Annotated in this window: 24 protein-coding genes; 19 read left to right on the top strand and 5 right to left on the bottom strand. The window is 63.6% G+C overall.

Annotated elements, in window-relative coordinates:
- Positions 1-8: 8 nt before the first annotated feature.
- The 14 genes from nuoL to IVB13_RS02610 all read left to right on the top strand — a co-directional run bounded on the left by nuoL (position 9) and on the right by IVB13_RS02610 (position 15,583).
- Positions 9-2,108: an NADH-quinone oxidoreductase subunit L gene (nuoL, locus tag IVB13_RS02675; RefSeq protein WP_247298475.1), complete on the top strand. Its 2,100-nt coding sequence runs from the start codon at positions 9-11 to the stop codon at positions 2,106-2,108.
- On the top strand, positions 2,109-3,617 hold the full coding sequence (locus IVB13_RS02670) for an NADH-quinone oxidoreductase subunit M (protein WP_018455082.1): 1,509 nt from the start codon (positions 2,109-2,111) through the stop codon (positions 3,615-3,617).
- 22 nt (positions 3,618-3,639) lie between these two features.
- Positions 3,640-5,076, top strand: coding sequence for an NADH-quinone oxidoreductase subunit NuoN (gene nuoN / locus IVB13_RS02665; protein WP_018455081.1), 1,437 nt, complete (start codon positions 3,640-3,642; stop codon positions 5,074-5,076).
- Between the two features lies 1 nt (position 5,077).
- Positions 5,078-5,884: a biotin--[acetyl-CoA-carboxylase] ligase gene (locus IVB13_RS02660; protein ID WP_085394843.1), complete on the top strand. Its 807-nt coding sequence runs from the start codon at positions 5,078-5,080 to the stop codon at positions 5,882-5,884.
- Entirely contained in the window at positions 5,884-7,554 is a 1,671-nt protein-coding gene (locus IVB13_RS02655) for a ribonuclease J (protein WP_018455079.1), read from the top strand. The genes IVB13_RS02660 and IVB13_RS02655 overlap by 1 nt, the downstream gene beginning before the upstream one ends.
- Positions 7,555-7,566: 12 nt before the next feature.
- The gene (mce, locus tag IVB13_RS02650; RefSeq protein ID WP_018455078.1) at positions 7,567-7,971 is read left to right on the top strand and encodes a methylmalonyl-CoA epimerase; all 405 of its coding nucleotides are present in this window, start codon (positions 7,567-7,569) and stop codon (positions 7,969-7,971) included.
- A 9-nt stretch (positions 7,972-7,980) separates the two neighbouring features.
- A complete protein-coding gene (locus tag IVB13_RS02645) occupies positions 7,981-8,256 on the top strand; it encodes a DUF1467 family protein (protein ID WP_018455077.1) in 276 nt (91 codons plus the stop codon).
- Positions 8,257-8,284: 28 nt separating this feature from the next.
- Complete coding sequence (locus IVB13_RS02640) at positions 8,285-8,632, top strand: hypothetical protein (RefSeq protein WP_007603574.1); 348 nt, start codon at positions 8,285-8,287, stop codon at positions 8,630-8,632.
- A 35-nt stretch (positions 8,633-8,667) separates the two neighbouring features.
- The gene (gene mtnK / locus IVB13_RS02635) at positions 8,668-9,948 is read left to right on the top strand and encodes an S-methyl-5-thioribose kinase (protein WP_018455076.1); all 1,281 of its coding nucleotides are present in this window, start codon (positions 8,668-8,670) and stop codon (positions 9,946-9,948) included.
- A 134-nt stretch (positions 9,949-10,082) separates the two neighbouring features.
- A complete protein-coding gene (locus tag IVB13_RS02630) occupies positions 10,083-11,669 on the top strand; it encodes an ABC transporter substrate-binding protein (protein ID WP_247487688.1) in 1,587 nt (528 codons plus the stop codon).
- 60 nt (positions 11,670-11,729) lie between these two features.
- Positions 11,730-12,653, top strand: a complete 924-nt coding sequence (locus tag IVB13_RS02625; RefSeq protein ID WP_018455074.1) for an ABC transporter permease — start codon at positions 11,730-11,732, stop codon at positions 12,651-12,653.
- Positions 12,650-13,471 carry an ABC transporter permease gene (locus IVB13_RS02620; RefSeq protein ID WP_007603580.1) on the top strand — a complete coding sequence of 274 codons (822 nt, stop codon included), beginning with the start codon at positions 12,650-12,652 and terminating at the stop codon, positions 13,469-13,471. Before IVB13_RS02625 ends, IVB13_RS02620 begins: the two co-directional genes overlap by 4 nt.
- Positions 13,468-14,448, top strand: a complete 981-nt coding sequence (locus tag IVB13_RS02615) for an ABC transporter ATP-binding protein (RefSeq protein ID WP_018455073.1) — start codon at positions 13,468-13,470, stop codon at positions 14,446-14,448. The genes IVB13_RS02620 and IVB13_RS02615 overlap by 4 nt, the downstream gene beginning before the upstream one ends.
- Positions 14,441-15,583, top strand: a complete 1,143-nt coding sequence (locus IVB13_RS02610) for an oligopeptide/dipeptide ABC transporter ATP-binding protein (RefSeq protein WP_247298478.1) — start codon at positions 14,441-14,443, stop codon at positions 15,581-15,583. The genes IVB13_RS02615 and IVB13_RS02610 overlap by 8 nt, the downstream gene beginning before the upstream one ends.
- On the opposite strand, the gene IVB13_RS02605 is transcribed toward IVB13_RS02610, so the two are convergent.
- On the bottom strand, positions 15,498-16,121 hold the full coding sequence (locus tag IVB13_RS02605; RefSeq protein ID WP_247487583.1) for a LysR family transcriptional regulator: 624 nt from the start codon (positions 16,119-16,121) through the stop codon (positions 15,498-15,500). The genes IVB13_RS02610 and IVB13_RS02605 overlap by 86 nt on opposite strands.
- A 129-nt stretch (positions 16,122-16,250) precedes the next feature.
- Here IVB13_RS02605 and IVB13_RS02600 point away from each other — a divergent pair, with 129 nt between their 5' ends.
- Positions 16,251-16,643, top strand: a complete 393-nt coding sequence (locus tag IVB13_RS02600) for a RidA family protein (protein WP_026232871.1) — start codon at positions 16,251-16,253, stop codon at positions 16,641-16,643.
- Positions 16,644-16,684: 41 nt separating this feature from the next.
- Positions 16,685-17,389 carry an L-2-amino-thiazoline-4-carboxylic acid hydrolase gene (locus IVB13_RS02595; RefSeq protein WP_247487581.1) on the top strand — a complete coding sequence of 235 codons (705 nt, stop codon included), beginning with the start codon at positions 16,685-16,687 and terminating at the stop codon, positions 17,387-17,389.
- A 326-nt stretch (positions 17,390-17,715) separates the two neighbouring features.
- Here the strand turns inward: IVB13_RS02595 and IVB13_RS02590 are convergent, their stop codons facing one another.
- The 4 genes from IVB13_RS02590 to IVB13_RS02575 all read right to left on the bottom strand — a co-directional run bounded on the left by IVB13_RS02590 (position 17,716) and on the right by IVB13_RS02575 (position 21,834).
- Complete coding sequence (locus IVB13_RS02590) at positions 17,716-18,744, bottom strand: ABC transporter permease (RefSeq protein WP_085353317.1); 1,029 nt, start codon at positions 18,742-18,744, stop codon at positions 17,716-17,718.
- A gap of 12 nt (positions 18,745-18,756) precedes the next feature.
- On the bottom strand, positions 18,757-20,259 hold the full coding sequence (locus tag IVB13_RS02585) for a sugar ABC transporter ATP-binding protein (RefSeq protein WP_018455067.1): 1,503 nt from the start codon (positions 20,257-20,259) through the stop codon (positions 18,757-18,759).
- Between the two features lie 6 nt (positions 20,260-20,265).
- The gene (locus IVB13_RS02580; RefSeq protein ID WP_007610940.1) at positions 20,266-21,288 is read right to left on the bottom strand and encodes a sugar ABC transporter substrate-binding protein; all 1,023 of its coding nucleotides are present in this window, start codon (positions 21,286-21,288) and stop codon (positions 20,266-20,268) included.
- 141 nt (positions 21,289-21,429) lie between these two features.
- The gene (locus IVB13_RS02575; protein WP_085353314.1) at positions 21,430-21,834 is read right to left on the bottom strand and encodes a globin; all 405 of its coding nucleotides are present in this window, start codon (positions 21,832-21,834) and stop codon (positions 21,430-21,432) included.
- 476 nt (positions 21,835-22,310) lie between these two features.
- Between IVB13_RS02575 and IVB13_RS02570 the strand changes: the two genes are divergently transcribed.
- The 3 genes from IVB13_RS02570 to IVB13_RS02560 all read left to right on the top strand — a co-directional run bounded on the left by IVB13_RS02570 (position 22,311) and on the right by IVB13_RS02560 (position 25,630).
- Positions 22,311-22,685, top strand: coding sequence for a DUF2946 family protein (locus tag IVB13_RS02570; RefSeq protein WP_247370267.1), 375 nt, complete (start codon positions 22,311-22,313; stop codon positions 22,683-22,685).
- An 84-nt stretch (positions 22,686-22,769) separates the two neighbouring features.
- Positions 22,770-24,977, top strand: coding sequence for a TonB-dependent receptor (locus tag IVB13_RS02565; RefSeq protein WP_247487579.1), 2,208 nt, complete (start codon positions 22,770-22,772; stop codon positions 24,975-24,977).
- A 134-nt stretch (positions 24,978-25,111) separates the two neighbouring features.
- Positions 25,112-25,630 (top strand): copper chaperone PCu(A)C, encoded by a 519-nt coding sequence (locus tag IVB13_RS02560; RefSeq protein WP_247487577.1) that lies wholly within the window; start codon positions 25,112-25,114, stop codon positions 25,628-25,630.
- Positions 25,631-25,636 lie beyond the last annotated feature (6 nt).

The raw sequence follows: 25,636 nt of genomic DNA, 5'->3' as shown, positions 1-25,636 counted from the left end.
AGTAAATCATGGTCCAGGCAATCGTCTTCCTGCCTCTGCTGGGCGCCATTCTGGCTGGCCTGATCGCGCTGTTCGGCGCGCATGCCCGCAACCCCTCGGGCGACACGGTCGAGCATCACGATGATCACGGTCATGGCGCGCACGCCCATGCGTCGGACACGATCAACGAGGATGCGTCGGTCGTCCACGAGACTCATCACGAACCCGGAGATGGCCACGACGACCACCACGTCTCCGAGCCGCCCGCGGCGGGCTCGCGCGCTGCCGAGCTGATCACCACGGCGTTGCTGTTCGTGTCGGCGGCGCTGTCCTGGATGACGCTGGTCGATGTCGGCTTCATGCACCACGACATGCGCATTCCGCTGCTGCCGTGGATCCTCTCCGGCGATCTCCAGGTCTACTGGACGCTGCGGGTCGACACGCTCACCGCCGTGATGCTGGTGGTCGTGACCACCGTGTCCTCGCTGGTGCACCTCTATTCCATCGGCTACATGGACGAGGATCCGAACCGGCCGCGCTTCTTCGGCTATCTCTCGCTGTTCACCTTCGCCATGCTGATGCTGGTGACCGCCGACAACCTCGTGCAGCTGTTCTTCGGCTGGGAAGGCGTGGGTCTGGCAAGCTACCTCCTGATCGGTTTCTGGTACCAGAAACCGTCGGCGAACGCCGCCGCCATCAAGGCCTTCGTGGTCAACCGTGTCGGCGATTTCGGCTTCGCGCTCGGCATCTTCGCGATCTTCCTGCTGGCCGGCTCGACCGATTTCGAGACCATCTTCCACGCTGCGCCCGGGTTGACCGGCAAGACCATCGACTTCCTCGGCTGGCACGCCGACGCGCTGACCCTGACCTGCCTGCTGCTGTTCATGGGCGCGATGGGCAAATCGGCGCAGTTCCTGCTGCACACCTGGCTGCCGGACGCGATGGAAGGCCCGACCCCGGTGTCGGCGCTGATCCACGCCGCGACCATGGTCACCGCCGGCGTCTTCATGGTGGCGCGCCTGTCGCCGCTGTTCGAACTCGCGCCGAACGCGCAGGCCGTCGTGATGTTCTTCGGCGCCACTACGGCGTTCTTCGCGGCGACCATTGGCCTGGTCCAGAACGACATCAAGCGCATCGTCGCTTACTCGACCTGTTCGCAGCTCGGCTACATGTTCGTGGCGATGGGAGCAGGGGCCTATTCGGTAGGCATGTTCCATTTGTTCACGCACGCCTTCTTCAAGGCGCTGTTGTTCTTGGGCTCCGGCTCGGTGATCTATGCGATGCATCACGAGCAGGACATCCGCAACATGGGCGGCCTCTGGCGCAAGATCCCCTACACCTACGCGGTGATGGTGGTCGGCACGCTCGCGCTCACGGGATTCCCGCTGACCGCGGGCTATTTCTCCAAGGACGCGATCATCGAGTCCGCCTACGCCTCGCACAATCCGTTCGCGATGTACGGCTTCCTGATGACGGTCGTCGCGGCCGGCCTGACCTCGTTCTACTCGTGGCGCCTCATCTTCAAGACCTTCCACGGCGAGCCGCATGACGAGCACCACTACGAGGCCGCACATGAAGCGCCGATCTGGATGCTGATCCCGATCGGTGTGCTTGCGGTCGGCTCTATCCTGGCCGGCTTCCCGTTCAAGGAGCTGTTCGCCGGTCACGGCATCGAGGAGTTCTTCCGCGAGTCCGTGAAGATGAACCCGCATATCATCGAGGAGATGCACCACATTCCCGAGACCATCGCCTTCCTGCCGACGGTGATGATGGTGCTGGGCTTCCTGGTGTCATACCTGTTCTACATCCGCCGGCCTTATCTGCCGGTCGAGCTCGCGAACACGCAGCCAATGCTGTACAAGTTCCTGCTCAACAAATGGTACTTCGACGAGCTCTACGACATCATCTTCGTCCGTCCGGCGAAGTGGATTGGCTATCAGCTCTGGAAGAAGGGTGACGGCTTCATCATCGACGGTCTCGGCCCCGATGGCGTCTCAGCCCGCGTGCTGGACGTCACCCGCAACGTCGTGAAAATCCAGACCGGCTATCTCTACCACTACGCGTTCGCCATGCTGATCGGTGCCGCCGGCCTGATCACCTGGTTCATGTTCGGCTTTGGAGGCCAGTAAATGACGACCTGGCCAATTCTATCCGTCACGACGTTCCTGCCGCTGGTCGGCGCGCTGATCGTCTATCTCAGCCGTGGCGACGACGAGGCGGCCCGGCGCAACTCGCGCTGGATCGCGCTGTGGACCACGCTGATCACCTTCGCTGTGTCGGTGATCCTGGTCATGCGGTTCGATGCGTCGAGCGCCGACTTCCAGTTCGTCGAGAAGGCGAACTGGCTTGCCACCGGCATCACCTACCACATGGGCGTGGACGGCATCTCGTTGCCGCTGGTGATCCTGACCACCGCCATCATGCCGTTTTGCATCATCGCGAGCTGGAAGGCGATTACCAACCGCGTCCGCGAATACATGATGGCGTTCCTGATCCTGGAAACGCTGATGATCGGCACCTTCTCGGCGCTCGATCTCGTGCTGTTCTACCTGTTCTTCGAAGGCGGCCTGATCCCGATGTTCCTGATCATCGGCGTCTGGGGCGGTCCGCGCCGGGTCTATGCATCTTTCAAGTTCTTCCTCTACACGCTGCTCGGCTCGGTGCTGATGCTGCTCGCGATCATGGCGCTGTACTGGAACGGCGGCACCACCGACATCCCGACCCTGATGCACACCGCCGTGCCGCGCTCGCTGCAGACCTGGGCGTGGCTCGCCTTCTTCGCCTCGTTCGCGGTGAAGATGCCGATGTGGCCGGTGCACACCTGGCTCCCCGACGCCCACGTCGAGGCGCCGACCGCAGGCTCGGTGGTCCTGGCCGCGATCCTTCTGAAGATGGGCGGCTACGGCTTCCTGCGCTTCTCGCTGCCGATGTTCCCGCTGGCTTCGCACGACTTCGCGCCGCTGGTCTTCACGCTTTCGGCCATCGCCATCATCTACACCTCGTTGGTGGCGCTGATGCAGGAGGACATGAAGAAGCTGATTGCGTACTCCTCGGTGGCGCATATGGGCTTCGTCACCATGGGCATTTTCGCCGGTACCATGCAGGGTGTCGCCGGCGGCGTGTTCCAGATGATCTCGCACGGCATCGTCTCCGGCGCGCTGTTCCTCTGCGTCGGCATCGTCTACGACCGCATGCACACCCGTGAGATCGCGGCCTATGGCGGCCTCGTCAACCGGATGCCGCTCTACGCGCTGACCTTCATGGTCTTCACCATGGCCAATGTCGGCCTGCCCGGCACCTCTGGCTTCGTCGGCGAGTTCATGACGCTGCTCGGTACCTTCAAGGTCTCGATCCCGACCGCGTTCTTCGCCACCTTCGGCGTGATCCTGTCGGCCTGCTACGCGCTGTGGCTCTACCGCAAGGTCGTGTTCGGGGCGCTGGTCAAGCCGTCGCTGGCGAGCATGAAGGATCTCACCTTCCGGGAGGGCTTGACGCTGTTCCCGCTGATCGCGCTGACGATCCTGTTCGGCATCTATCCGAAGCCGGTGCTCGACATGTCGGCGGCCTCGGTCCAGCAACTCGTCAACAATTACAACACCGCTGTGACGGCCGTGAAGGCCGCCGCACTGCTCCAGTGAGCGGGCAGGTCAGGATATCGCCATGAGCTTTGAGACTGCAGGTTATCAACTGGCGCCGGTGCTGCCCGAGCTCGTGCTCGCGGTCGGGGCGATGGCACTCCTGATGCTCGGCGCCTATCGCGGGCAGGAGACCACCAAGACGGTCACGACGCTTGCGGTGCTGCTCCTGATCGTTGTCGGCGTGCTCGAATACATGCTGCCCGCGGGCAAGCACGTGACCTTCGGCGGCAGCTTCATCGTCGATGATTTTGCCCGCTTCATGAAGATCCTGGCCCTGATCGGCTCGGCGGTGACGCTGGTGCTGTCGACCGAGTTCCTGTCGGATCCGTCGCGCCGCATCTTCGAATATGCGATCCTGGTGCTGCTCTCGACGCTCGGCATGATGGTGCTGATCTCGGCCGGCGATCTGATCTCGCTTTATCTCGGCCTCGAATTGATGTCGCTGGCGCTCTACGTTGTCGCGGCCTCGAACCGCGACAACGCCAAGTCGACCGAAGCCGGCCTGAAGTACTTCGTGCTCGGCGCGCTGTCCTCGGGCATGCTGCTCTACGGCTCCTCGCTGATCTACGGCTTCACGGGCACGGTGGCCTTCACCGGCATCGCGGCGGCCGCGACGATCTCGAATGTCGGCCTGTTGTTCGGCCTGGTGTTCCTGCTCGCCGGCCTCTGCTTCAAGGTCTCGGCGGTGCCGTTCCACATGTGGACACCCGACGTCTACGAGGGCGCACCGACGCCTGTGACAGCCTTCTTCGCCTCGGCCCCGAAAGTGGCCGCGCTCGCGGTCTTCACCCGCGTCACGCTGACCGCATTCCCGGGCATCGTCTCGCAGTGGCAGCAGATCCTGGTGTTCGTGTCGATCGCCTCGATGGCGCTGGGCTCGTTCGCCGCGATCGGCCAGAGCAACATCAAGCGCCTGATGGCCTATTCCTCGATCGGCCATATGGGCTTTGCCCTGGTCGGACTTGCCGCAGGCACGGTCGAGGGCGCGCAGGGCGTCTTGATGTACATCGTGATCTATGTCGCGATGACGCTGGGCTCCTTCGCCATCATCCTGGCGATGAAGCGGAACGGCCAGCCGGTGGAGCAGATCAGCGATTTCGCAGGTCTCTCTCGGACCAATCCGCTGCTCGCCTTCATGTTCGCGATGCTGCTGTTCTCGCTCGCCGGCATCCCGCCGCTCGCCGGCTTCTTCGCCAAATGGTACGTCTTCGTCGCCGCCATCAAGGCGAACCTGTTCACGCTCGCCGTGATCGGCGTGCTCTCCAGCGTGGTCGGCGCCTACTACTATCTCAGCATCGTCAAGACGATGTATTTCGACGAGCCGGCCGGGCAGGTCGATCCGGTGCGCGTCGAAGTCAAGACGGTGCTGGCGGTCGCGGGCCTGTTCAACATTCTGTTCGCCCTGTTCGCGGGCCCGGTGGTGAGCGTCGCCTCCGCCGCCGCCAAGTCGCTGTTCTAGGATGGCATTCGCGCTCGGTCCTCGTGCGGCGTCGGCGGGCTACAAGCTCGCAGCTTTCGAACGGACCGGCTCGACCAATACCGAGGCGATCGAGCACGCGAGGCGCGGCGAACGCGGCCCGATGTGGTTCGTGACGTCGGAGCAGACCGCCGGCCGCGGCCGCCGCCAGCGCCCTTGGATCGCACCAAAGGGCAACCTTGCAGCCAGCGTCCTCGAAGTCCTGGACGTTGCCCCTTCCGTCGCCGCGACGATCGGCTTTGCGGCCGGGCTGGCCGAGGAGGCCGCCCTGGAGAAGGTCAGCCTGGAGGCTGCACTGCGCCTCGGCGAGGGCCGTCCCCGCTACGCCCTGAAATGGCCGAACGACGTGCTGGCCGGCGGCAAGAAGCTGGTCGGCATCGGCCTGGAGGCCGAAGCCATCGGCGACCGTCTTGCCATCGTCGTCGGCATCGGCACCAACGTCGTCGCCGCGCCCGAGGGTACGCCGACGCCTGCGGTGTCGCTGGCCGCGCTCGGCGTCCAGATCAGTGCGGAGGAGTTGTTCTCGGCGCTCTCCGATGCCTGGGTGGAATTCCGCGGTATCTGGGACAATGGCCGTGGCTTTGCCGAAATTCGCAAATTGTGGCTGGAGCGCGCCGCCGGCCTCGGCGAGCGGGTCGCGATCCACACGGGAGTGATGACGCTGGACGGCATTTTTGACACGATCGACGACACCGGCTGCCTGATCGTCCGCACCGCGGAGGGCCGGCGCGTGCCGGTCGCCGCGGGCGAGGTGTTCTTCGGCACGGCCGCCTCCGTGGGAGCTGCGTGATGGCGAAGCCGGAAGAACTGGTATTTGCACCGCTCGGCGGGGTCGGCGAGATCGGCATGAATTTGTCGATCTACGGCCTCGGCAACCGCCAGCAGCGCGCCTGGCTGGCGATCGATCTCGGCGTCTCCTTCGGCGACGAGGAGCATCTGCCGGGCATCGACCTGATCATGCCCGACGTCAGCTTCCTGGAGAAGGAACGCAAGAATCTGATGGGGCTGGTGCTGACCCACGCCCATGAGGATCATTTCGGCGCCATCATCGACCTTTGGCCGAAGCTGAAATGTCCGATCTACGCGACGCAGTTCAGCGCCGCGCTGTTCGAGGCCAAGTGCGCCGCCGAGCGCAATGCGCCCAAGATCCCGGTGACGGTGGTGCCGTCAGGCGGGCGCGTCGATATCGGCCCGTTCAACGTCGAGTTCATCCCGGTCGCCCATTCGATTCCGGAGTCGCATGCGCTCGCGATTCACACCGAAGTCGGCACGGTGCTGCACACCGGCGACTGGAAGATCGATCCGACCCCGATCATCGGCCGCCCGACCGACGAAAAGCGGCTGCGGGAGCTCGGCGATGCGGGCCTGCTCGCCCTGATCGGTGATTCCACCAACGCCGTGCGCGACGGCCGCTCACCCTCGGAAGCCGAGGTTGCGAGCTCCATCACCGAGCTCGTCAAGGCCGCCAAGGGCCGCGTCGCGGTCACGACCTTTGCCTCCAATGTCGCGCGCCTCAAGGCCGTCGCCATCGCTGCGAAGGCCGCCGACCGTGAGGTCGTCGTGGTCGGCCGCGCCATGGAACGCGTGGTGCAGGTCGCGCGCGAGACCGGCTATCTCGACGGCGTGCAGAGTTTCCGCTCCGCCGAGGTCTACGGTCATCTGCCGCAGGACAAGGTGCTGGCGCTCTGCACCGGCAGCCAGGGCGAGCCGCGTGCCGCGCTGGCGCGCATCGCCAATGACGACCATCCCGAGATCACGCTCAACCGTGGCGACAGCGTCATCTTCTCCTCGCGCACCATTCCCGGCAACGAGAAGGCGGTCGGGGCCATCATCAATGGCCTGGTCTTGCAGGGCGTGGAGGTCATCACCGACCGCGACCAGCTGGTCCATGTCTCCGGTCATCCCCGCCGCGACGAATTGCGCGACATGATCGCCTGGACCAGGCCGCAGCTCCTGATCCCCGTCCATGGCGAGGCCCTGCACCTGAATGAGCACGCCAAGCTCGCGCGTGCCGCCGGCGTGCCGCGCGTGCTGGTCTGCCGCAACGGCGATCTCGTCAAGCTCGGCCCCGGCGATCCCGGCATCATTGGGCAAGTGCCTGCGGGCCGTCTCTACAAGGACGGCACGATTCTGGAGGACTCCAAGTCCCGCGCGGTGGGCGAGCGGCGCCGCATGGCCTTCTCCGGCTGCGCCTTTGTCGCCATCGCCATGACGGAGCAGGGCGAGCTTGCCGACGATCCCGCGGTCGAACTCGTCGGTATCCCCGAGAAGAACAAAGCGGGCGAGCCCTTCGACGACCTCGTCTTCGACGCCGTGGTCTCCACCGTCGAGGGCCTGCCGAAGGCGCGCCGTCGCGACCCGGATGCGCTGGCGGAGTCGGTGCGACGCGCTGTCCGCTCCGTGATCAACGAACATTGGGGCAAAAAGCCCCCCTGTCTGGTACATGTGCTGACAGTGTAACGGGAGAGAAACATGCTGGGCCGGCTCAACCATGTCGCGATCGCGACCAAGGACGCCGTCAAGGCCGCCAAAATCTATGGCACCGCATTCGGGGCCCAGATCTCGGAGGCCGTCGCGCTGCCCGAGCATGGCGTCACCACGGTGTTCGCGACGCTGCCCAACACCAAGATCGAGTTCATCGAGCCGCTCGGCGAGGCCTCGCCGATCGCAAAGTTCCTGGACCGCAACGCCGACGGCGGCATCCACCACGTCTGCTACGAGGTGGTCGACATCATCGCCTCGCGCGACACGCTGGTGAAGGAGGGGGCAAGGGTGCTCGGCGACGGCGTGCCGAAGATCGGCGCCCACGGCAAGCCGGTGCTGTTCCTGCACCCGAAGGATTTTTCCGGCGCGCTGGTCGAAATCGAGCAGGCATAGGCCGAAGCCATGGCCATCCAGATATCAACCGCGATCGCGATCTACTTCGTCATCTGGTGGGTCGCGCTGTTCCTGACGCTGCCGTTTGGCGTGCGCAGCCAGCACGAGGACGGCGTCGGAGTGCCGGGCAGCGACCCCGGCGCGCCGATCCTGACGCGGATGGGGGGCAAGCTGATCTGGACCACCATCATCTCGGCGGTCATCTACGGGATCGCCATGGTCGCCTATCACGCCGGCTATTTGTCGATCGAGCGCCTGTCGAAATTGATGGGCATGCCGTTTTAATTTCGTGGTTGGCTTGGTTGGGGGAAGAATGACTTTTCAGAGGATCGTCGTCGCGCTTCTAGTGCTGATCGTCGCCGGTCTCGGCGCCATCGGCTATTTCGAGTGGAAGATGGCCGTGCAGGTGCGCACCCTGAAGGCGTTCGTCGAGGGCTATGTCTTCAACGAGGCCGTGATCGCCTGCGAGCAGGCCAAGAGCTCGACCCCATTCAAATGGAACGGCGGCAAGAGCACCGCGGTGATCGGCCTGAACTCGGTCAAAACAGACAAATACACCGTCAGCGCCAGCTACACGCTGGTGGCGGACAGCGTCTATTGTGATTACGATCCGATCAAAAGAAAGGCCGAGATCGGCTCGAGCTTCCTGGAGCGGGAGTAACGATACGGCCATGCCAAGCATGGGATGGGATCGTCATGGCGCAGGGGCAGGGGGACTACCGGATTTTGCATGAGGCGGCGTTGCGGGACTATCTCGCGGGCGTTGCGGATCTCGCCGCGACCCTCGGCGGCGAGCCGGCCTCCTGGTCGATCACCGAAGTCGGCGACGGCAATCTCAATCTCGTTTTCATCGTCAAGGGCGGCCGCGGCGGCATCGCCGTGAAGCAGGCGCTGCCCTATGTCCGCCTCGTCGGCGAGAGCTGGCCGCTGCCGTTGTCCCGGGCTCATTACGAATATCTCGCTTTGTCGCGGCAGGCCGAGCTCGCGCCCGGCCTCGTGCCGGCGCTGCTGCATCACAACGAGGCCCTGGCGCTGACGGTGATGGAGCTGCTCGAGCCCCACATCATCATGCGCAAGGGGATGGTTGCGGGCTCGCAGTATCCGCGCTTTGTCGATGACATCACCACCTTCATGGCGCGGACATTGTTCTTCACCTCCGACCTCGCGGTGTCGGCGGCCGAGAAGAAGCAGGGCATCGCAGCTTTCGCCGGCAACCATGCGCTGTGCAAGATCACCGAGGATCTGATCTTCACCGATCCTTACCGCGTCGCCGAGCAGAACCGCTGGACTGCGCCGTATCTCGATGCGCTCGCCGCAGAGCTTCGCGAGGATATGGACCTCCACGTCGCGATCTCCCGGTTGAAGCTGAAGTTCATGGCGAGCCCCGAGGCGCTGCTCCACGGCGACCTGCACACCGGCTCGATCATGGTCACGGGCGGCGAGACGCGGGTGATCGACCCCGAATTCGCGTTCTACGGCCCGATGGGTTTCGATGTCGGCGCCGTGCTGGCCAACCTCCTGATGGCCTATTTTGCCTCCGCCGGGCATGAGCGCACGCCGGGCGAACGGCGTGCTTTCGAGGCCTGGGTGCTGGAGACGGTGGAAACGGTCTGGAACGATTTTACGCGAAAGTTCCTCGAGCTCTGGCGCGCTGGCGCCGCAGGCGATGCCTATCCCGCCTCACTGTTCGCCGGCGAGACAGGCGCGGCACGGCTGGAAGCCGAGCGGCAGGCCTACATGCAGCGGCTGTTCGCGGACACGGTCGGCTTCGCCGCGGCAAAAACCATCCGCCGCATCTTCGGCCTCGCCCACAATATCGACTTCGAGCTGATCGAGGATCCGCGCCGGCGCGCGATCAGCGAAGCACGCGCCGTCAGGCTGGCAAGGGCGATGATGCTCGAGGTGGGGGCGTTTCCGACCATCGCGGATGTCACCGCTGCAGCGCGAAAATTGCGCGACTGGCAGCCGGAGTTCTAGCGGGCTTCTGCGCAAATCGGTGGGGCCCGCGCGCGACGCTCGCATACGTCAACCCCTTCAAGACGCTTGCGCTCGACGTGCCGTGGATGGTCAACTCTCGGACCAGAGCACGCTGCGTTGTCGGAGGGACCATGATGTTCAGGATAGTGGCGATCATCGCGGGTTTGGGGCTGGCACTGGTGGCCTCGGCGGAGGCCCAGACGCCGCGCAAGGGCGGAACCATCCGCATGACCGCGCCTTATGGCTCGAGCTTCACCAGCCTGGACATTCTTACCACGCAGCGCGCCCAGGACGAGATCTACGCCAAGGCGCTGCACCGGTCGCTCTACATCTGGAATTCCACGGAAGGCAAGCCGGTTCTGGCGCTTGCCAAGGAGGACGTCGTCTCGGGCGGAGGCCTCGTTCATACCTTCAAGCTGCGCGACGACGCCTATTTCCACAACGGCCGCAAGATGACGGCCGACGACATCATCTGGACCTACAACCGCATCATGGACGGCACCAAGGCTTATCCCGGTGCGCGCTATGTCCGCGTGATCGAGGGCGCGGCGGCGGTCGAGAAGGGCCAGGCCAAGGAGATCTCCGGCCTGAAGAAAATCGACGACTTTACCTTCGAGATGAAGCTGACCGAGAAGGTCGATCCAGGTTTCTACTTCTGGAACGCGATCACGTCGATCTATCCCGCCGACGAGGCCGCCAAGGAGAGCTTTCTCCAGAAGCCGATCGGTCTTGGACCCTTCAAATTCGTCGAGCACGTGCCGGGGTCGCGCATCGTTCTGGAGCGCTGGGATCGGTTCTACAAGCCCGGCAAGCCCTACGCTGACAAGATCATCGTGTCGGTCATGGGGGAGGCCGCGGCACGCGATGTCGCCTTCCGCAACAAGGAGATCGACACCTCGGTGCTGGGACCGGCGCAATATGTCGCCTATCAGAACGACGCCGACCTCAAGGGCACGGTCGTGGAAGTCGCCGAGGTCTTCACCCGCTACATGGGGATGAATCCCGCGTTCAAGCCGTTCGCCGACAAGCGGGTCCGGCAGGCGATCAACTACGCGATCGACACCGACCTGATCATCAACAAGCTGGTCAAGGGCAAGGCCTACCGGGCCACCAGCTGGCTGCCGCTCACCTCTACCGCCTACGACAAGGCCATGAAGCCCTACGCCTTCGATCCCGCCAAGGCCAAGCAGCTGCTCGCCGACGCCGGCTATCCCTCAGGCTTCGAATTCGAATGGACCACCAGCCAGAACGAGAGCTGGGGTCTGCCGATCGTCTCGGCCGTGATCCCGATGCTGGACAGGGTGGGCATCAAGGCCAAGGTCAAGCAGGTCGAGACCGCGGTGCTGGCGGAGGTGGTTCGCAGCGGCGACTACCAGGCCTTTGTCTATTCGCAGGCGACCGGACCCGATCCGCAGGCCGCCCTCAAATGCTTCCACTCATCGACACCGCAGTCGGCCTGCAACTACATGAACTTCAAGAATGCCGAGTTCGACAAGCTGATCGACGAGGCGGGGCAGTCCGATGACGCTGCAAAGCGTACCCAGCTGCTGCAGAAGGCCAATGCTGTTCTCTACGAAGAGGCGCCGGTCTGGTTCTTCAACTACAACAAGGCGGTCATGGCCGTGCAGCCGTGGCTCAAGGGGGTTCAGCTGAATGCGACCGAACTGACCCATCAGAACGTCGAAGACCTCTGGGTCGACGAGACCTCGCCCGCGAAGTGACACGCGCTCTCGCGCTCCCTCCGTCGCCATGAACGACGGAGGGAGAGAGGAAAAGTGCCGATGCTCTCCTTCCTGTTCCGCCGCCTGCTGCAGACCATTCCGACCGTGCTCGCAGTGGTGGCTCTGGTGTTCGTGCTGTTCAGCGTCGTTCCCGGCAGCATCGTCTCGTCGATGAGCGACGATGCCGATCCGCAGGTCGAGCTGCGCATGAAGAAGCAGCTCGGGCTCGACGATCCCGTCTATGTCCGCTTCGGCGCCTACATCGCCAAGCTTGCGACCGGTGATTTCGGAACGTCGTTCCGGACGCGCGAGCCTGTGACGTTCATGATCGCCAAGCGGATATGGCCGACGCTCCAGCTCATCTTCACCGCCATGGCGTTTTCCGTCGTGATCGGTGTTCCCCTGGGTTTCATCGCCGCGCTGAAGCCGGGGGGTATCGTCGACACGCTGGCCATGGTCGTGGCGGTATCAGGCCTTTCGATCGCCAAATTCTGGCTCGGACTGGTGCTGATGTACTTGTTCGCGTTGAAGCTCGGCTGGCTGCCGAGTTTCGGCTATGGCGATGGCGGACTGAAATATCTGATCCTCCCGGCCGTGACGCTCGGCGTCTCGCCGATGGCGCTGTTCGCGCGGACGACACGCGCCGCGGTCCTCGAGATCATGACCGCGGATTTCGTCCGCACCGCGCGCTCCAAGGGCATGAGCGAGACCCGAGTCGTGAAGTGGCATGTGATGCGCAACGCGCTTGTCATCATTCTCACCACCGTCGGCCTGCAGTTCGGCGGGCTGATGGGGCAGGCGGTCGTGGTCGAGAAACTGTACTCCTGGCCGGGCATCGGCTCGCTGCTGGTCGACAGTGTCCTGCAGCGCGACATTCCGGCCGTCCAGGGCTCCATTCTTGTCGTGGTGCTGTCCTTTCTCGCTATCAATCTGCTGATCGACGTGCTCTACGGCGTGATCGATCCCAGGATCAGATACGCATGAAGCTCCGCGCCAATCTCATCATCGGTGGCGCGCTGTTCGCGCTTGCGATCCTGGTCGGCCTGCTCGCGCCATGGCTGGCGCATACCGATCCTGTCCTGGACGCCAATCTGCTCAACGCGGAAGAGCCTCCGAGCTGGACTTGGTGGTTCGGCACCGACGACCAAGGCCGCGACATCTATTCCCGCGTCGTCTATGGCGCGCGGGTTTCGCTGACGGTCGGCATCGTCTCGCAGCTCATCAATAGCGTCATCGGCGTCGCGTTGGGCCTGAGCGCCGGCTATTGGGGCGGCTGGTGGGACGATGTCGTCAACGGCCTGACCAATCTCATGCTCGCGATCCCCTCGCTGATCTTCGCGTTGGCCATCATGGCGGTGCTCGGTCCCGGCCTGACCAGCCTGCTGATCGCACTCGGCTTGACCAACTGGTCCTTCACGTGCCGGATCGCGCGGGCCTCGGCGCTGTCGCTGAGGAGCCAGGGCTATGTGCAGGCCGCGACCGTGCTCGGCTACGGCGATCTCCGCATCATGATCACGCAGCTGCTGCCGAACATGCTAGGGCCGATCGTCGTCATCGGCACGCTCGGCATGGGCAGCGCGGTCTTGTCCGAAGCCGCGTTGTCGTTCCTCGGCCTCGGCGTCCGCCCGCCGTTTCCGAGCTGGGGCAGCATGTTGTCGGATGCCCGCGATCAGATCACGACCGCGCCGTGGCTCTCGGTGTTTCCCGGCCTTGCGATCTTCCTGACGGTGCTCGGCCTCAATCTGCTCGGTGACGGCCTGCGCGACATTCTCGATCCGCAATCGCGGAGCCGGCGCACATGACCCGCACGCCGCTGATCGAAGTCGAGGATTTGCGTATCGATCTCGACGATGGATCGCGGCGCGTTGCGGCGGCCGAGGGCATTTCATTCCGCATCGATCGCGGCGAGACGTTCGGCCTTGTCGGCGAATCCGGCTGCGGCAAAAGCATCACGGCGCTGGCCTTGATCGGCCTGTTGCGGCAGCCGTTGTCGATCGGCGGCGGTGTCATCCGGTTTGAGGGACGGGAGATCCAGCACCTTTCAGCCGCCAGGCAACGGGATCTGCGCGGCAATCGCATCGCCATGATCTTCCAGGAGCCGATGACGGCGCTCAACCCGGTCTCGCCGGTGGGCCGGCAGATCGCCGAGATGTTCGTGCTGCACAAGGGCAAGAGCTGGCGGGAAGCCGATAGACTGGCGGTCGAGGCGCTGGCGAGCGTGCGCGTTCCCGCCCCGGAGCGGCGCGTGAAGGATTACCCGCACCAGCTGTCCGGCGGCATGCGCCAGCGCGTGATGATCGCCATCGCGCTCGCTTGCGGTCCGGATCTCCTGATCGCCGACGAGCCGACCACGGCGCTCGACGTGACCGTGCAAGCCGAAATCATCGAGCTGATGCGGAATCTGTGTGCCGAGCGGGGAACCGCAATCCTGATGATCAGCCACGATCTGGGGCTGGTCGCCAATGTCTGCCGCCGCGTGGCCGTGATGTATGCCGGCCGCATCGTCGAGGAGCGCGGCTCGGCCGATATTTTCCGGGCACCCTCGCACCCCTATACGCGAGGCCTGGTTGCCTCGCTGCCGCGGCTCGGCAGTCGCGCAGCGCTTGGCCGCACCCGCCTGACGGAGATCGCGGGTGTGGTCCCGGCCATCACGAATTTCCCCAACGGCTGCCGGTTCAATCCGCGTTGCGCCCAGGCGACCGATATTTGCCGGACCACCCCGCCGGAAGCGGATTTGCTGGACGCCGGCGGCCTGGTCAGGTGTCACCACCATGCATGAGCCGCAAGCTAGTTTGGTTGAAACACGGCCGGACGACGATGTCATTCTCAGCGTCAGAGATCTCGCGGTCCATTTTCCGCTCGGAGGCGGCCTGCTCGGGCGCGGCCGGCGGCTGCTCCGTGCCGTTGACGGCGTCGATCTCACCCTGAAGCGGGGCGAATGCCTCGGCCTCGTCGGCGAGTCCGGCTCCGGCAAGTCGACGGTCGCATTGTCGATCCTTGGCCTCGTGACCCCGACGCGCGGCCGCATCGTGCTGGACGGACAGGACGTGACCAACCGACCATCCGGCGATCGGAAGGCGCTGGCCCGCATCGTGCAGATCGTGTTTCAGGATCCCTACGCCTCGCTCAATCCGCGCCAGACCGTTCGCCGCACGCTGGAAGATCCCCTGCGCGTGCATGGCGTCACGGCCAAGAGCGAGATCGAGGACCGCGTCGCGAAGATGCTGCGGCATGTGGGCCTGCGGCCGGAGCAGGCCGACCGCTACCCGCATGAATTCTCAGGCGGCCAGCGCCAGCGCATCGGCATTGCGCGTGCGCTGATCCTCAATCCGAAGATCGTCATCTGCGATGAACCGGTCTCGGCGCTCGACGTCTCGATCCGCGCCCAGATCATCAATCTGCTGCTGGAATTGAAGGAAACGCTCGGCCTCTCCTACATCATGATCAGCCACGATCTCGGCGTCGTCGAACACATGAGCGACAAGGTCGCCGTGATGTATCTCGGCCGCATCGTCGAGAACGGCCACTGGCGCGAGATCTTCGAACGGCCCGCGCACCCCTATACGCAAGCCCTGATCGCCGCCATCCCCGATCCCTTGCGCCATGCGCCGCTGGCGACGACAGGGGGCGACCTTCCCAACCCGCTCAATCCGCCGAACGGATGCGCATTCAGCCCGCGATGCCGGTATGCGGAGGCTGTGTGTCGGCGCGAGCCGGGGCCTGTGCTTGAAACGCGGGCGGACGGGCACGCGGTGAGGTGTTGGCGAAGTGACGAAATTGGTGCAGCGAGCGTCGCTCTATCTCCGTTACCCTCCGTGCCGGTCGAGCCTATCGTCTGCCACCAACCAGACGAGGGCGGCGATTCGCTATCGAGTTCTCCGCCGACAGGCCACGCAGCCACGCGCGAAAACTGACGATCTCCGGGCAATCCGCGGTGCCTTCAGGCGCAACCAGCCAATCGCCCAAACCCGATCCCTGATCGATCCGGTCGCAGCGATAGCCGGGATGGTGGCCGAGGCCGCGGGCGAGCAGCAGGTCGACCTTGCCCTCGATCAATTCGTGCAGGCCGGCCGGATGCAGCACCCGCAAGCCGATCTCCGCATGCGTGCTGCGAAACGCCGCAAGGTCGAGGCGGCGGAGGTCGAAGCCGCCATGGATGCCCAATTGCAGCAGCACCGCACCTGCCGGTTTCAATTGCGAGGTCGCCTCCGCAATGTGGCGAAAGCCTTCGGAGACGCCGGGCAGATAGGCCTGACCGGCGACGGTGAGGACGAGCTGCTTATGCAGCCGCTCGAAGAGCTGCACGCCGAGGCGCGCCTCCAGCGCCTTCACCTGCTGCCCCACGGCGGCGGGCGTCACGTGCAGCTCGTGTGCGGCCAGTTTGAAGCTGAGATGCCGCGCGGCGGCCTCGAAGGCGCGCAGCGCGTTGAGTGGGGGAAGGGCGTAGGTCATCGGGCTCCATTTTGACACTGATGGGCTGTGGCCTTGCAATAGATTTTCTTGCGCTGAACCGCAGCAATGATGCTTTGCGGAGCGGTGATGGCGCCGGATACGGTCCGACCCGCAATCCGGAGAAACCTCGTGCCCCCAGCTCACCTCGTCAGCCACAATCCCGCAACAGTCCATGCGCCTGCCGGCGGCTACTGCATGGGACTTGAATTGACGCAGTATCGCCGCCTGTTGTTCATCAGCGGCCAGGTGCCGGAGAGACTCGACGGCACCGTGCCCGAAGGTTTCGAGGCGCAGTGCGAGCAGGCCTGGCGCAATTTGATCGAGGTGCTTGCTGCCGCCGGCCTTGGCATCGCGCATCTGGTCAAGGTCACCACGTTCCTGACTGACCGCAATCAACTCGTGACCAACCGCTCCATTCGTCGCGCGATGCTGGGCGAACACCAGCCTGCGCTGACGGTCGTGATCGTCGAGACCGTCGACAGCAAATGGCTGCTGGAGATCGAGGCGATCGCCGCGGAGTGAACCAGCCGACTTTGCAATGAGCCAATCATATCGGGTGTCCCATGGCTGAGATCATCCATCCGTTTTACGAAGCGCATCGCGGTGCAATGGAGGCCGCCATGCGCGATCGGCTCGATTTGGCCGAAGCGATGTTGGGTGAGTGCGCGCAACTTTCCGAGATCGACGAGATCAGGCGCGAGGTGATGGACGAGTTCGAAATCGTGCTCACCCAAATGCCCTATGTCGGCGGCGCGGCAAGCCGCATGAGCGATTTCTTCATGCGTCTGATGGGTTTTATGGCCATCAGCCGGGTGCTGCGGCGCCACGGCGTGCCGGTGCCTGTGATCGGCGAGATCGAGCGGGAAACCTACAAGGCGCAATTGCTCACCGCGCCTGAAGCGGAGCGTCTCGACTCAGGGCGTCAATTCATGTCGCCGGAGAACCAGGCCTTGCTGCGCGAGCAGGCGGCAAGAATCGCGACTGAAAGCCATCAGACCGAATTTCCGGAAGATTTCGTCTACGATTTCGTCGAGCCTGATACGGGTGACAGTTTTGAGTTCGGCATCAACTACAAGGCTTGCGGCTTCTGCAAACTCGCGGCGCGCCATGACGACAAGGACATTTTGCCGAACATCTGCGGGCTCGATTTCGTTGCCTACGCAGCGCGAGGCATCCGGCTGGAAAGGACACAGACGTTAGCGGGCGGTGCGAGCCACTGCAATTTCCGGTTCTCGCGGCTTGCGCCGGATGAGAAAGCGGAGAGCTAAGCCGCGTTCTCATGCTCCGCGATCGAGGTGAGGCTGGATTGCCCCTGCTGTCACGTCGTCATTGCGAGCGCAGCGAAGCAATCCAGAATCTTTCCGCGGCGGCAGCCTGGATTGCTTCGCTGCGCTCGCAATGACGGAGTTTGGGGAGCGACCCTGAGCCCATCCGCGCCCGCTGCCACGATGACATCCTGCTCCTGTTTTGCCCGACGAGTCAAATGCCGCCACGGTCGCAGCTACACAATTTCGGATTTTTGTAAGTCGTTGAATTCCCTCACAGTCTCTACTGTGCATGAGGTTGTTTTCGCGCTTTTTGTTTTGAGGGGCGGCTATTCCACCGCTTTCTCCCTCAGCCGCTGCGCATAAACATTGATCACCAGCGCTGCCAGCAGGATCAGGCCGCGGATCAGGATTTTCAGGAAGCTGTCGATGTTGACGTGGTCGAGGCCGTTGTTGAGAACACCGAGAACGAAGAGACCGACGATGGTGTTGCCGATGCCGCCGCGGCCGCCGAACAGGCTGGTGCCGCCGACGACGACGGCAGCGATGGAGTCGAGCAGATAGGTGTCGAACTCGTTCTGCTGCGCGCTGCCGAAATGAGCGACACCGAGCATGCCGCCGATACCGGAGCACACCGCCGAAATGACCATCACCGCGCCGAGGATGAGCTTGACGTTAAGGCCGGAATATTCGGCCGCCTCGCGGTTGCCGCCGACCATGTAGACGTAGCGGCCGAAGCGCGTGTAGGTCAGCACCAGATGTCCCAAGAGGAGCATGATCGCGGCGACGATGACGATCCATGGGATGCCGCCGATCGATCCGGAGCCGAGCGTGGTGATCACGCCGGGCACCTTGTAGGCGATCTGGCCCCGCACCAGCAGCGCCGAGATGCCGGCCGCGATCTGCATCATCGCCAAGGTCATGATGAAGGAGGGGATGCCGATCACGGTCAGTCCCAGCGCATTGACGAGGCCGAGAAACGCGCACAGCAAAATGGCCAGCAGGATCGCTGCGGCCCCGGGCAGGGGAATGTTGGGAATGTTGACGTAGGATTCCTGGAGCGTGAAGTAGGCGACCGCGATTCCGGTGACGTTGGCGATGCTGGCGATCGAGAGGTCGATCTCCGCGCAGAGGATCACGAAGGTGAGGCCGACGGCGATGATGCCTGTGACGGAGACCTGCGTCAGGATGTTGCCGAGATTGTCCAGCGTCGCGAACGACGGACTGGCCAGCGCGAAGAAGCCGGACAGGAAGATCAGCGTCAGGAACGGGGCGATGTTGCGCATCTGCGAGCGCAGGAAGGGCGCAAGCCCTCGCGTCCGCTGCCCCGCCGCCAAAGCCGTGTCACTGCTTGCCATGGTGCTTCTCCGTCACGCCGCTTCCAGCAGGCGGTCCTTGCTGACCGGCTCGTTCTTGAATTCGCGCACCAATGCGCCGCGCTTGAGCACCAGGATGCGGTCGGCCAGCGACAGCACCGTTTCCGGCTCGGTCGACAGCACGATGATCGCGAGCCCCCTGGCGCGGAGATCACGGACGATGTTGATGACGTCGTTCTTGGCGCCGACATCCATGCCGCGAGTGGGCTCGCAGAGCACCAGCAGTTTTGGCGGATAGGTCAGCCATTTCGCCAGCGCGACTTTCTGTTGGTTGCCGCCGGAGAGCATGCCGAGATCGAGGCCGACCACGGGTGGCCTGATCTGGAGCTGCTCGACCTGGCGCTTTGCGATGTCGCGCTCCTGCGCCGGCTTGAGCAGCAACGCCGAGATGCGATCGAGGATGCTGATCGAGATGTTCTTGTAAACCGGCTCCTGGTGAAACAGCATCGCGCGCCGGCTCTCCGGCACCAGCGCCACCCCGGCGCGCCGTGCCGCCGCCGTGCTCGCGAAGGTCTTGGGCTTGCCCTCGACAGCGAGCGTGCCGCCGTCCGGCTTCAGCTTGCCGAACAAGATGCGCGACAGCTCCTGCTGGCCGCAGCCCATGAAGCCGTAGATGCCGAGCACTTCGCCGGCGCGCGCCTCGAAGGAGATGTCCTTCAGGCTGCGGGCCAGCGACAGCTGGTCGACCCTTAGGACAACCGAGCTGTCGCTCGGTTGGGGCAGCATCAAATCGTCGCTGTAGCTGTGCTCGAGCGCTTCGCCGCCGCGGCCGATCATGGCCTCGATCAGCGCGCCCTTGTTGGTCGCGGCACTTGCCGTCTCCGCGACCTTCCGCCCGTTGCGGAACACGGTGACCGTGTCGGACACGCGCAAGATGTCCTCGATGAAATGCGAGATGAAGACGATCGCCGTGCCTTCCTCGCGCAGGCGCCGCAGCGTCGCGAACAATCGCTCGACCTCGGGCGGAGAGAGGGCGGACGTCGGCTCGTCCAGGATGACGATGCGGGCGCCGGAGAACAGCACGCGCGCGATCTCGATCAGCTGCTGCAGCCCGATCGGGAGATCGCCGAGCCTGCTCATCGGATCGACGTCGATGCCGAAGCGGGCGAGCTGCTCGCCGGCCTCCCGCGCCATCCGCCGCCATTGCACGAGGCCGAGGGCGTTGGTCGGCTGGTTGCCCAGAAACACGTTCTCCGCAACCGTGAGGTCGGGCGCGACGGAGAGCTCCTGGTGCACCATGGCGATGCCGGCGCTGTGGGCATCGCGGGCCGACCGGAAATGCATCTCCTGTCCGTCGATCAGGAAGCGGCCGGAGAATTCGGTGTGCACGCCGGCGATGATCTTCATCAGCGTGCTTTTTCCCGCGCCGTTCTCGCCGACGAGACCATGGATCTCGCCGGGTGAAAGCGCGAAGTCGACACCACGAAGCGCCTCGACGCCGCCGAAGCTCTTCGTGATGCCCTGCAGTTCCAGGATGGGCGAACGATCCTCTCGCATGGAGGCTCAGATCAGGAAGTGATCCTGCATCCATTGCATGCCGGCGGCGTTGGCCTTGGTGACGACCGGACCGTCGGTGACGACGTTCTTGGGAATGCCCTGTCCGCTCTTTTCGCCGCCGACCACGGCGGAAACGCCCGCGATGATGGCGCCGCCATGAATGCGGCAGGACGGATTGCGCACGGTGGCGAACATGCGGCCTTCGCTGACCGCCTGGATCGCCGGCGGCATCGCATCCACGCCGCCGATCAGGATGTTGGTGCGGCCCCGCGCCTTCATGATGTTGGCGGCGGCGAGCGCCATGTCGTCATTGTGGAAGAACGCCGCGTCGATCTGCGGATACTTCGTCAGGTAGGTTTCCCAGAGACGCGCGGTCTTCGACACATCCCAGTCGGCCGGCTGGGTGTCGAGCACCTCGATCCCAGGGAATTGCTTCACGACATTGTTGAAGCCCTTGGCGCGGCCCTGCGCGCCGGTGTGGCCGAGGGCTCCTTGCGTCATGATGATCTTGCCCTTGCCGCCCATGGCGTTGCACAGCGCCTGCGTCACGGAGGCGCCCATGAACTCGTTATCGGGGGCGAGGAAGGAGTGGACGTTGATCTGGTCGAGCGGCGCAATCAGCGTGTCCATGTCGATCACGGGCGTGCCGGCGTCGATCATCTTCTGCACCGGCTGGGTGAGCGTGCCGATGCCAAAAGCCTGGATCGCGACGAAGTCCCATTTCTGCGAGGCCATGTTGTCGATCGCCGCGCGTTGCTTCACGGCATCGAGCTGGCCGTCGAACCAGGTGACCTCGACATTGAACAGCTTGCCCCAGAATTCCGCGGCCTGCTTGCCCTGCGCGCACCAGGTCGCCTGGAGGCCCGCGTTGGAGAACGCCGCCTTCAGCGGCTTCTCGCTTCGTCCGACTTCGGCTGCAAGGGCGGGGTTTATGCCCATGCTGCCGAGGATGGCAGTCGCGGCGCCGGCGGTTGCTGCCGCCTGAAGAAGATCGCGCCTCGTCGTCGAGAAATCTTTCGTCCCGGACATCGCTCGCTCCCATACAATTCTATCTCGGCGCGTCATTGATTGCGCGACCGATGTTCGAAAGTGTCTCACAAGAGTTGGTGCCACTCAATCCGCAATCAACGGCGGGGTCGCCGCGAGCTCGTGTTGGTGCAGCGCAAAGCGTCAGGCCTGTACGGCGGCGAACGCGTCGATCTCGATGAGCAATCGGTCCCATGCCTGCGCCATGCCCGGCGACCATTCATCGCGGAGAAGATCGCGCAGCGTATCCCTGATGACGGCGAAGAAGGCGATGAACAGCTCGCGCGGCGTGCCGTAGCCATCGTGCGATACGACCTCGCATGTGATCAGCCGGAATTGCCCGCGGCGATCACCGGCGAAGTCGAGAATCGCCTCGATCGTGAGTGCGAGCATCGATCCCATCACGATCTCGCTGCCTAGCGTGCGGAACATCGCCCGGGTTTCGGGATGCTGCTCGAACAGCCGCTGATAGACGAGTGGCGTGAGATCGATGCAGCGCGAGGCTGCAAGTTCAAAGCTCTGTTCGATCGGATTGGGAGAAGGATTCATCGGTGCTTTAGCCCCGCAGACAAAAAAAGAGCGGGGCCCTAGCCCCGCTCGAAAATTGTGTCGACCCTATTATCCCCGATTCTAAGATTTGATCTTGATTGGCGGGGCGACGCTGCATTTTGCGCGTCAGGGGCTCCTCCCGAGACTTGGACCACCAGACTTCGACCTCGCGGCCAGCCTGAGCAAAAGGATGCTAGATCAACTTTTCTCACTTGTCATCATTTTCGGCAACGAATGTTCAAAATTCGAGCAATTGACGAAATGATCGGGCGGCCGGCCGCATAAGTGTGTGACAAATATAAGAAATCTGTGGATGGGCCAGGTCTCGACTGCCTCAAATCCCGGAGGTCCCCTCCCTTGGGCCGGCCGGACCACAGTTTCCGGGGAATTTGCGCGGGACCAAGAAGGCGGCGGAACCGGGCTCGACTTGGCCATCCGCCGGTGTTTAGTTAGTAGACGAACAAACGGTTCGGCGGATGCGCGCACGGCTGCAAAAATTCCTACCTCTGGTCCTGCTTGCCCTAGTGATGCAGGTGCTGGCGCCGATTGCCGCCTGTCTGGCGGCCGGCCAGGCCGTGGCCGATCCGCTGTCCGCCGCCGTCATCTGCCACAGCGCAGGCGAGCAAGGCGGGCTGAACGATCCGGCGGGTACGCCGGTCGCACATGCCGGTGCGTGTGCCCTCTGTTGCCTGGCGCAGGTGGGCGCGTCGCTCGATTCGCCGCCGCACGCCGCACTCTCCGTTCCCTTGCGCCACGCCCAGCGCGTGGTGTGGCGCGCGGCGGAGGCATTCGCCGGCGCGGCCCATAAGGGCACAAACGCCCAGGCGCGCGCCCCGCCTCAATTTTCCTGACGACTCTCGTGATCGCCGCGGTCCGCCGCAGGCGATTGATGCTGTCGAATGGCCGGAGAGAAAGCCCGGCGTCAGGAATGCCCCATGTTACGTTGTCATGCCCGCCGTGGCGTGAGCGTCGTTGCCATTCAGGCCGCGCTGCTTGCGTCGTCGAGCGGAGCCTTTGCCCAAGACAGCAGCGCAGTGCTGCCGCCGATCACGGTTGAGGCGCCTCACCAGAAGCGTACGCCGGCGGTCCGACCGCCACGCAATTCTGCGCGATCGGCCCGCATCACCCGAAGCCTGCGAACGACCCCATCACCGCAGGAACCCGTGAGCGACCAGAGTGCAGGGGCTCCGGGTGCCCTGACGGTTCTGACTGCTCAACAAGCGCTGGCGGAAATTGACCAGACTCCGGGCGGCGTGGCGCTCGTCTCGGCCGATGCCTACAGGAACTCGACGCCGTCCAACACGATCAAGGATGTTCTGGATTACGTGCCCGGCGTGTACGCCCAGCCCAAATGGGGCGACGACACCCGTCTTTCGATTCGCGGATCCGGCCTGTCGCGCAATTTTCATCTGCGCGGCGTGCAGCTCTATATGGACGGCATTCCGATCAACACCGCGGATGGCTATGGCGATTTCCAGGAGATTGATCCGAGCGCCTACAAATATGTCGAAGTCTTCAAGGGCGGCAATGCGCTTCAGTTTGGCGCCAATTCGCTGGGGGGCGCGATCAACTTTGTGACCCCGACTGGCCGCGACTCGTTTCCGAACGGTGTATCCTTCGATGTCGGAGGATTCGGCTACAAACGACTTCAGGCGAACGCGGGAGGCGTCAACGGGCGGTGGGATGGTTTCGTGACCGCTTCCGCGCAGGCCGCAGACGGATTTCGCGATCACAGCTTCGGCTCGAGCAACCGTTTGAGCGGTAATGTGGGCTATCAGTTCTCCGCGGATGTCGAGACACGGTTCTACCTCAATGCCAACGAGGTGCGGCAGCGAATTCCGGGTACCGTGACCAAGATGTCCGCTTTGACCGATCCGGAAGCTGCTGCACCCGCGAATGTTGCGATGGATCAGCAGCGCAATATCGATACTGTCAGGCTCGCCAACAAAACCACCGTTCGTTTCGATGACACCAAAGTCGAATTCGGCGCCTTTGGCGTCGATCGCCATTTGATGCATCCGATCTTCCAGTGGCTGGACTACTGTTACAAGGACTACGGCGGATTCGCGAAGATCACGGATGACCGCACCATTGGCGGCTTCCGCAACAAGTTGGTCGCAGGCGTCAATGTGCTGAACGGCAGCATTGACAACCAGCAGTTCGCCAACATTGGCGGGCAGAAGGGCGCACTGCTTTCTTCCTCGATCGATCGGTCGGAGAATATTTCCGCCTATGTCGAGGACAGCTTCTACGTCCTTCCAAATCTTGCGCTGATCGGCGGCACGCAATTTCTGTACGCGACCCGCAATCGGCAGGATCGCTTCATCAGCGACGGGGATCAATCGGGGGCAACGCGCTTTAATCTCTGGTCGCCGAAAGGCGGTGTGTTGTGGCAAATTGATCCGGCCTGGCAAGCCTTCGCCAATGTCTCGCGGAGTGCCGAGGTGCCGAGCTTCGGCGAAAGCGCGATTGGTCTCGGCATTCCGACGATCCCGTTCACCAGCATCCGCCCGCAGATTGCGACCACGTACGAAATCGGGACTCGCATGAAGCGATCTGATTATGCCTGGGAACTGACGGCCTACCGGGCCAACATTCGCGACGAATTGCAATGCCTCTATAGTACTTTCGGCAATTGCAATGTGACCAATGCCGACCGCACCTTTCATCAAGGCATCGAGGCCGGCGCGAGCGCAGCAATCCTTCGTGACATCTTCGTCAATGGCCCTGCGCCGGACAAGGTCTGGCTGAATGTCGCCTATTCCTTCAACGACTTCCGCTTCGACAAAGATCCGACCTTCGGAAACAATCGATTGCCGGGAGCTCCAACTCACTACCTGCGGGCGGAGCTTCTCTACAAGCACCCTTCCGGGTTCTATGTTGGACCCAACGTCGAATGGGTGCCACAGGCCTACTTCGTCGACAGCATGAACACGCTGACGACAGAGCCTTACGCCCTGTTGGGATTGAAAGCCGGATTCGACAATGGCGGCCCGATGTCTGCCTACATCGAGGGGCGCAATCTCACCAACAAGACCTACATAGCCAGCGCCAGCATCATCGATCGAGCGACGGCGACGTCAGCATTGTTTGAGCCGGGTACTGGAAGAGCAGTATACGCTGGAATGAGGTATCGATGGTGACGTGCAAATGGGCGCTTGGGCCTACATTCGGCCCGCGGCAGGCCGGCATTCCGAATGCCGATGCTGACGGAAGGTCGTTGTGGAAGAATGCAGGGCCATTCTCGGCCCGATCAATCGCGAAAAAGGCAATCAACATGAAGACTATCGGACGAACTCTCCTTGCAATTTCACTGTTGCTGACCGCCTGTGCCGTCGCGCAGGCCGAGGACATCAAGGCCGGCGATCTCGTCATCTCGCAACCGTGGAGCCGGGCGACGCCGGGCGGCGCCAAGGTGGCCGGCGGCTATCTGACCATCGAGAACAAGGGCACCGTGGCAGACAAGCTGGTCAGCGTTTCCGCCGATATCGCGGGGAAGGCTGAGGTCCACGAGATGGCGATGGACAATGGCGTGATGAAGATGCGCCTGCTCGACAAGGGGCTCGTGATTGATCCCGGCAAGACGGTGAAGTTCGCCCCCGGCGGCTACCACCTGATGCTTCAGGAGCTGAAGGGTCCCTTCAAGCAGGGCGACAAGGTGCCGGTGACGCTTCAGTTCGAGAAGGCCGGCAAGGTCGCCGTCTCCCTCGACGTCCAAGGCGTCGGCGCGCAGGCGCCCGGCGACAGTGGGCACATGATGAAGAAAATGCCTGATCATTCGGGAATGAAGATGTGACCAGCG

Source organism: Bradyrhizobium sp. 17 (assembly GCF_023073515.1).
GTDB classification, from domain to species: Bacteria; Pseudomonadota; Alphaproteobacteria; order Rhizobiales; family Xanthobacteraceae; genus Bradyrhizobium; species Bradyrhizobium canariense_D.
Note: the sequence above shows the minus strand (reverse complement) of the source record. Positions and strands in the feature narration are given on the sequence as shown.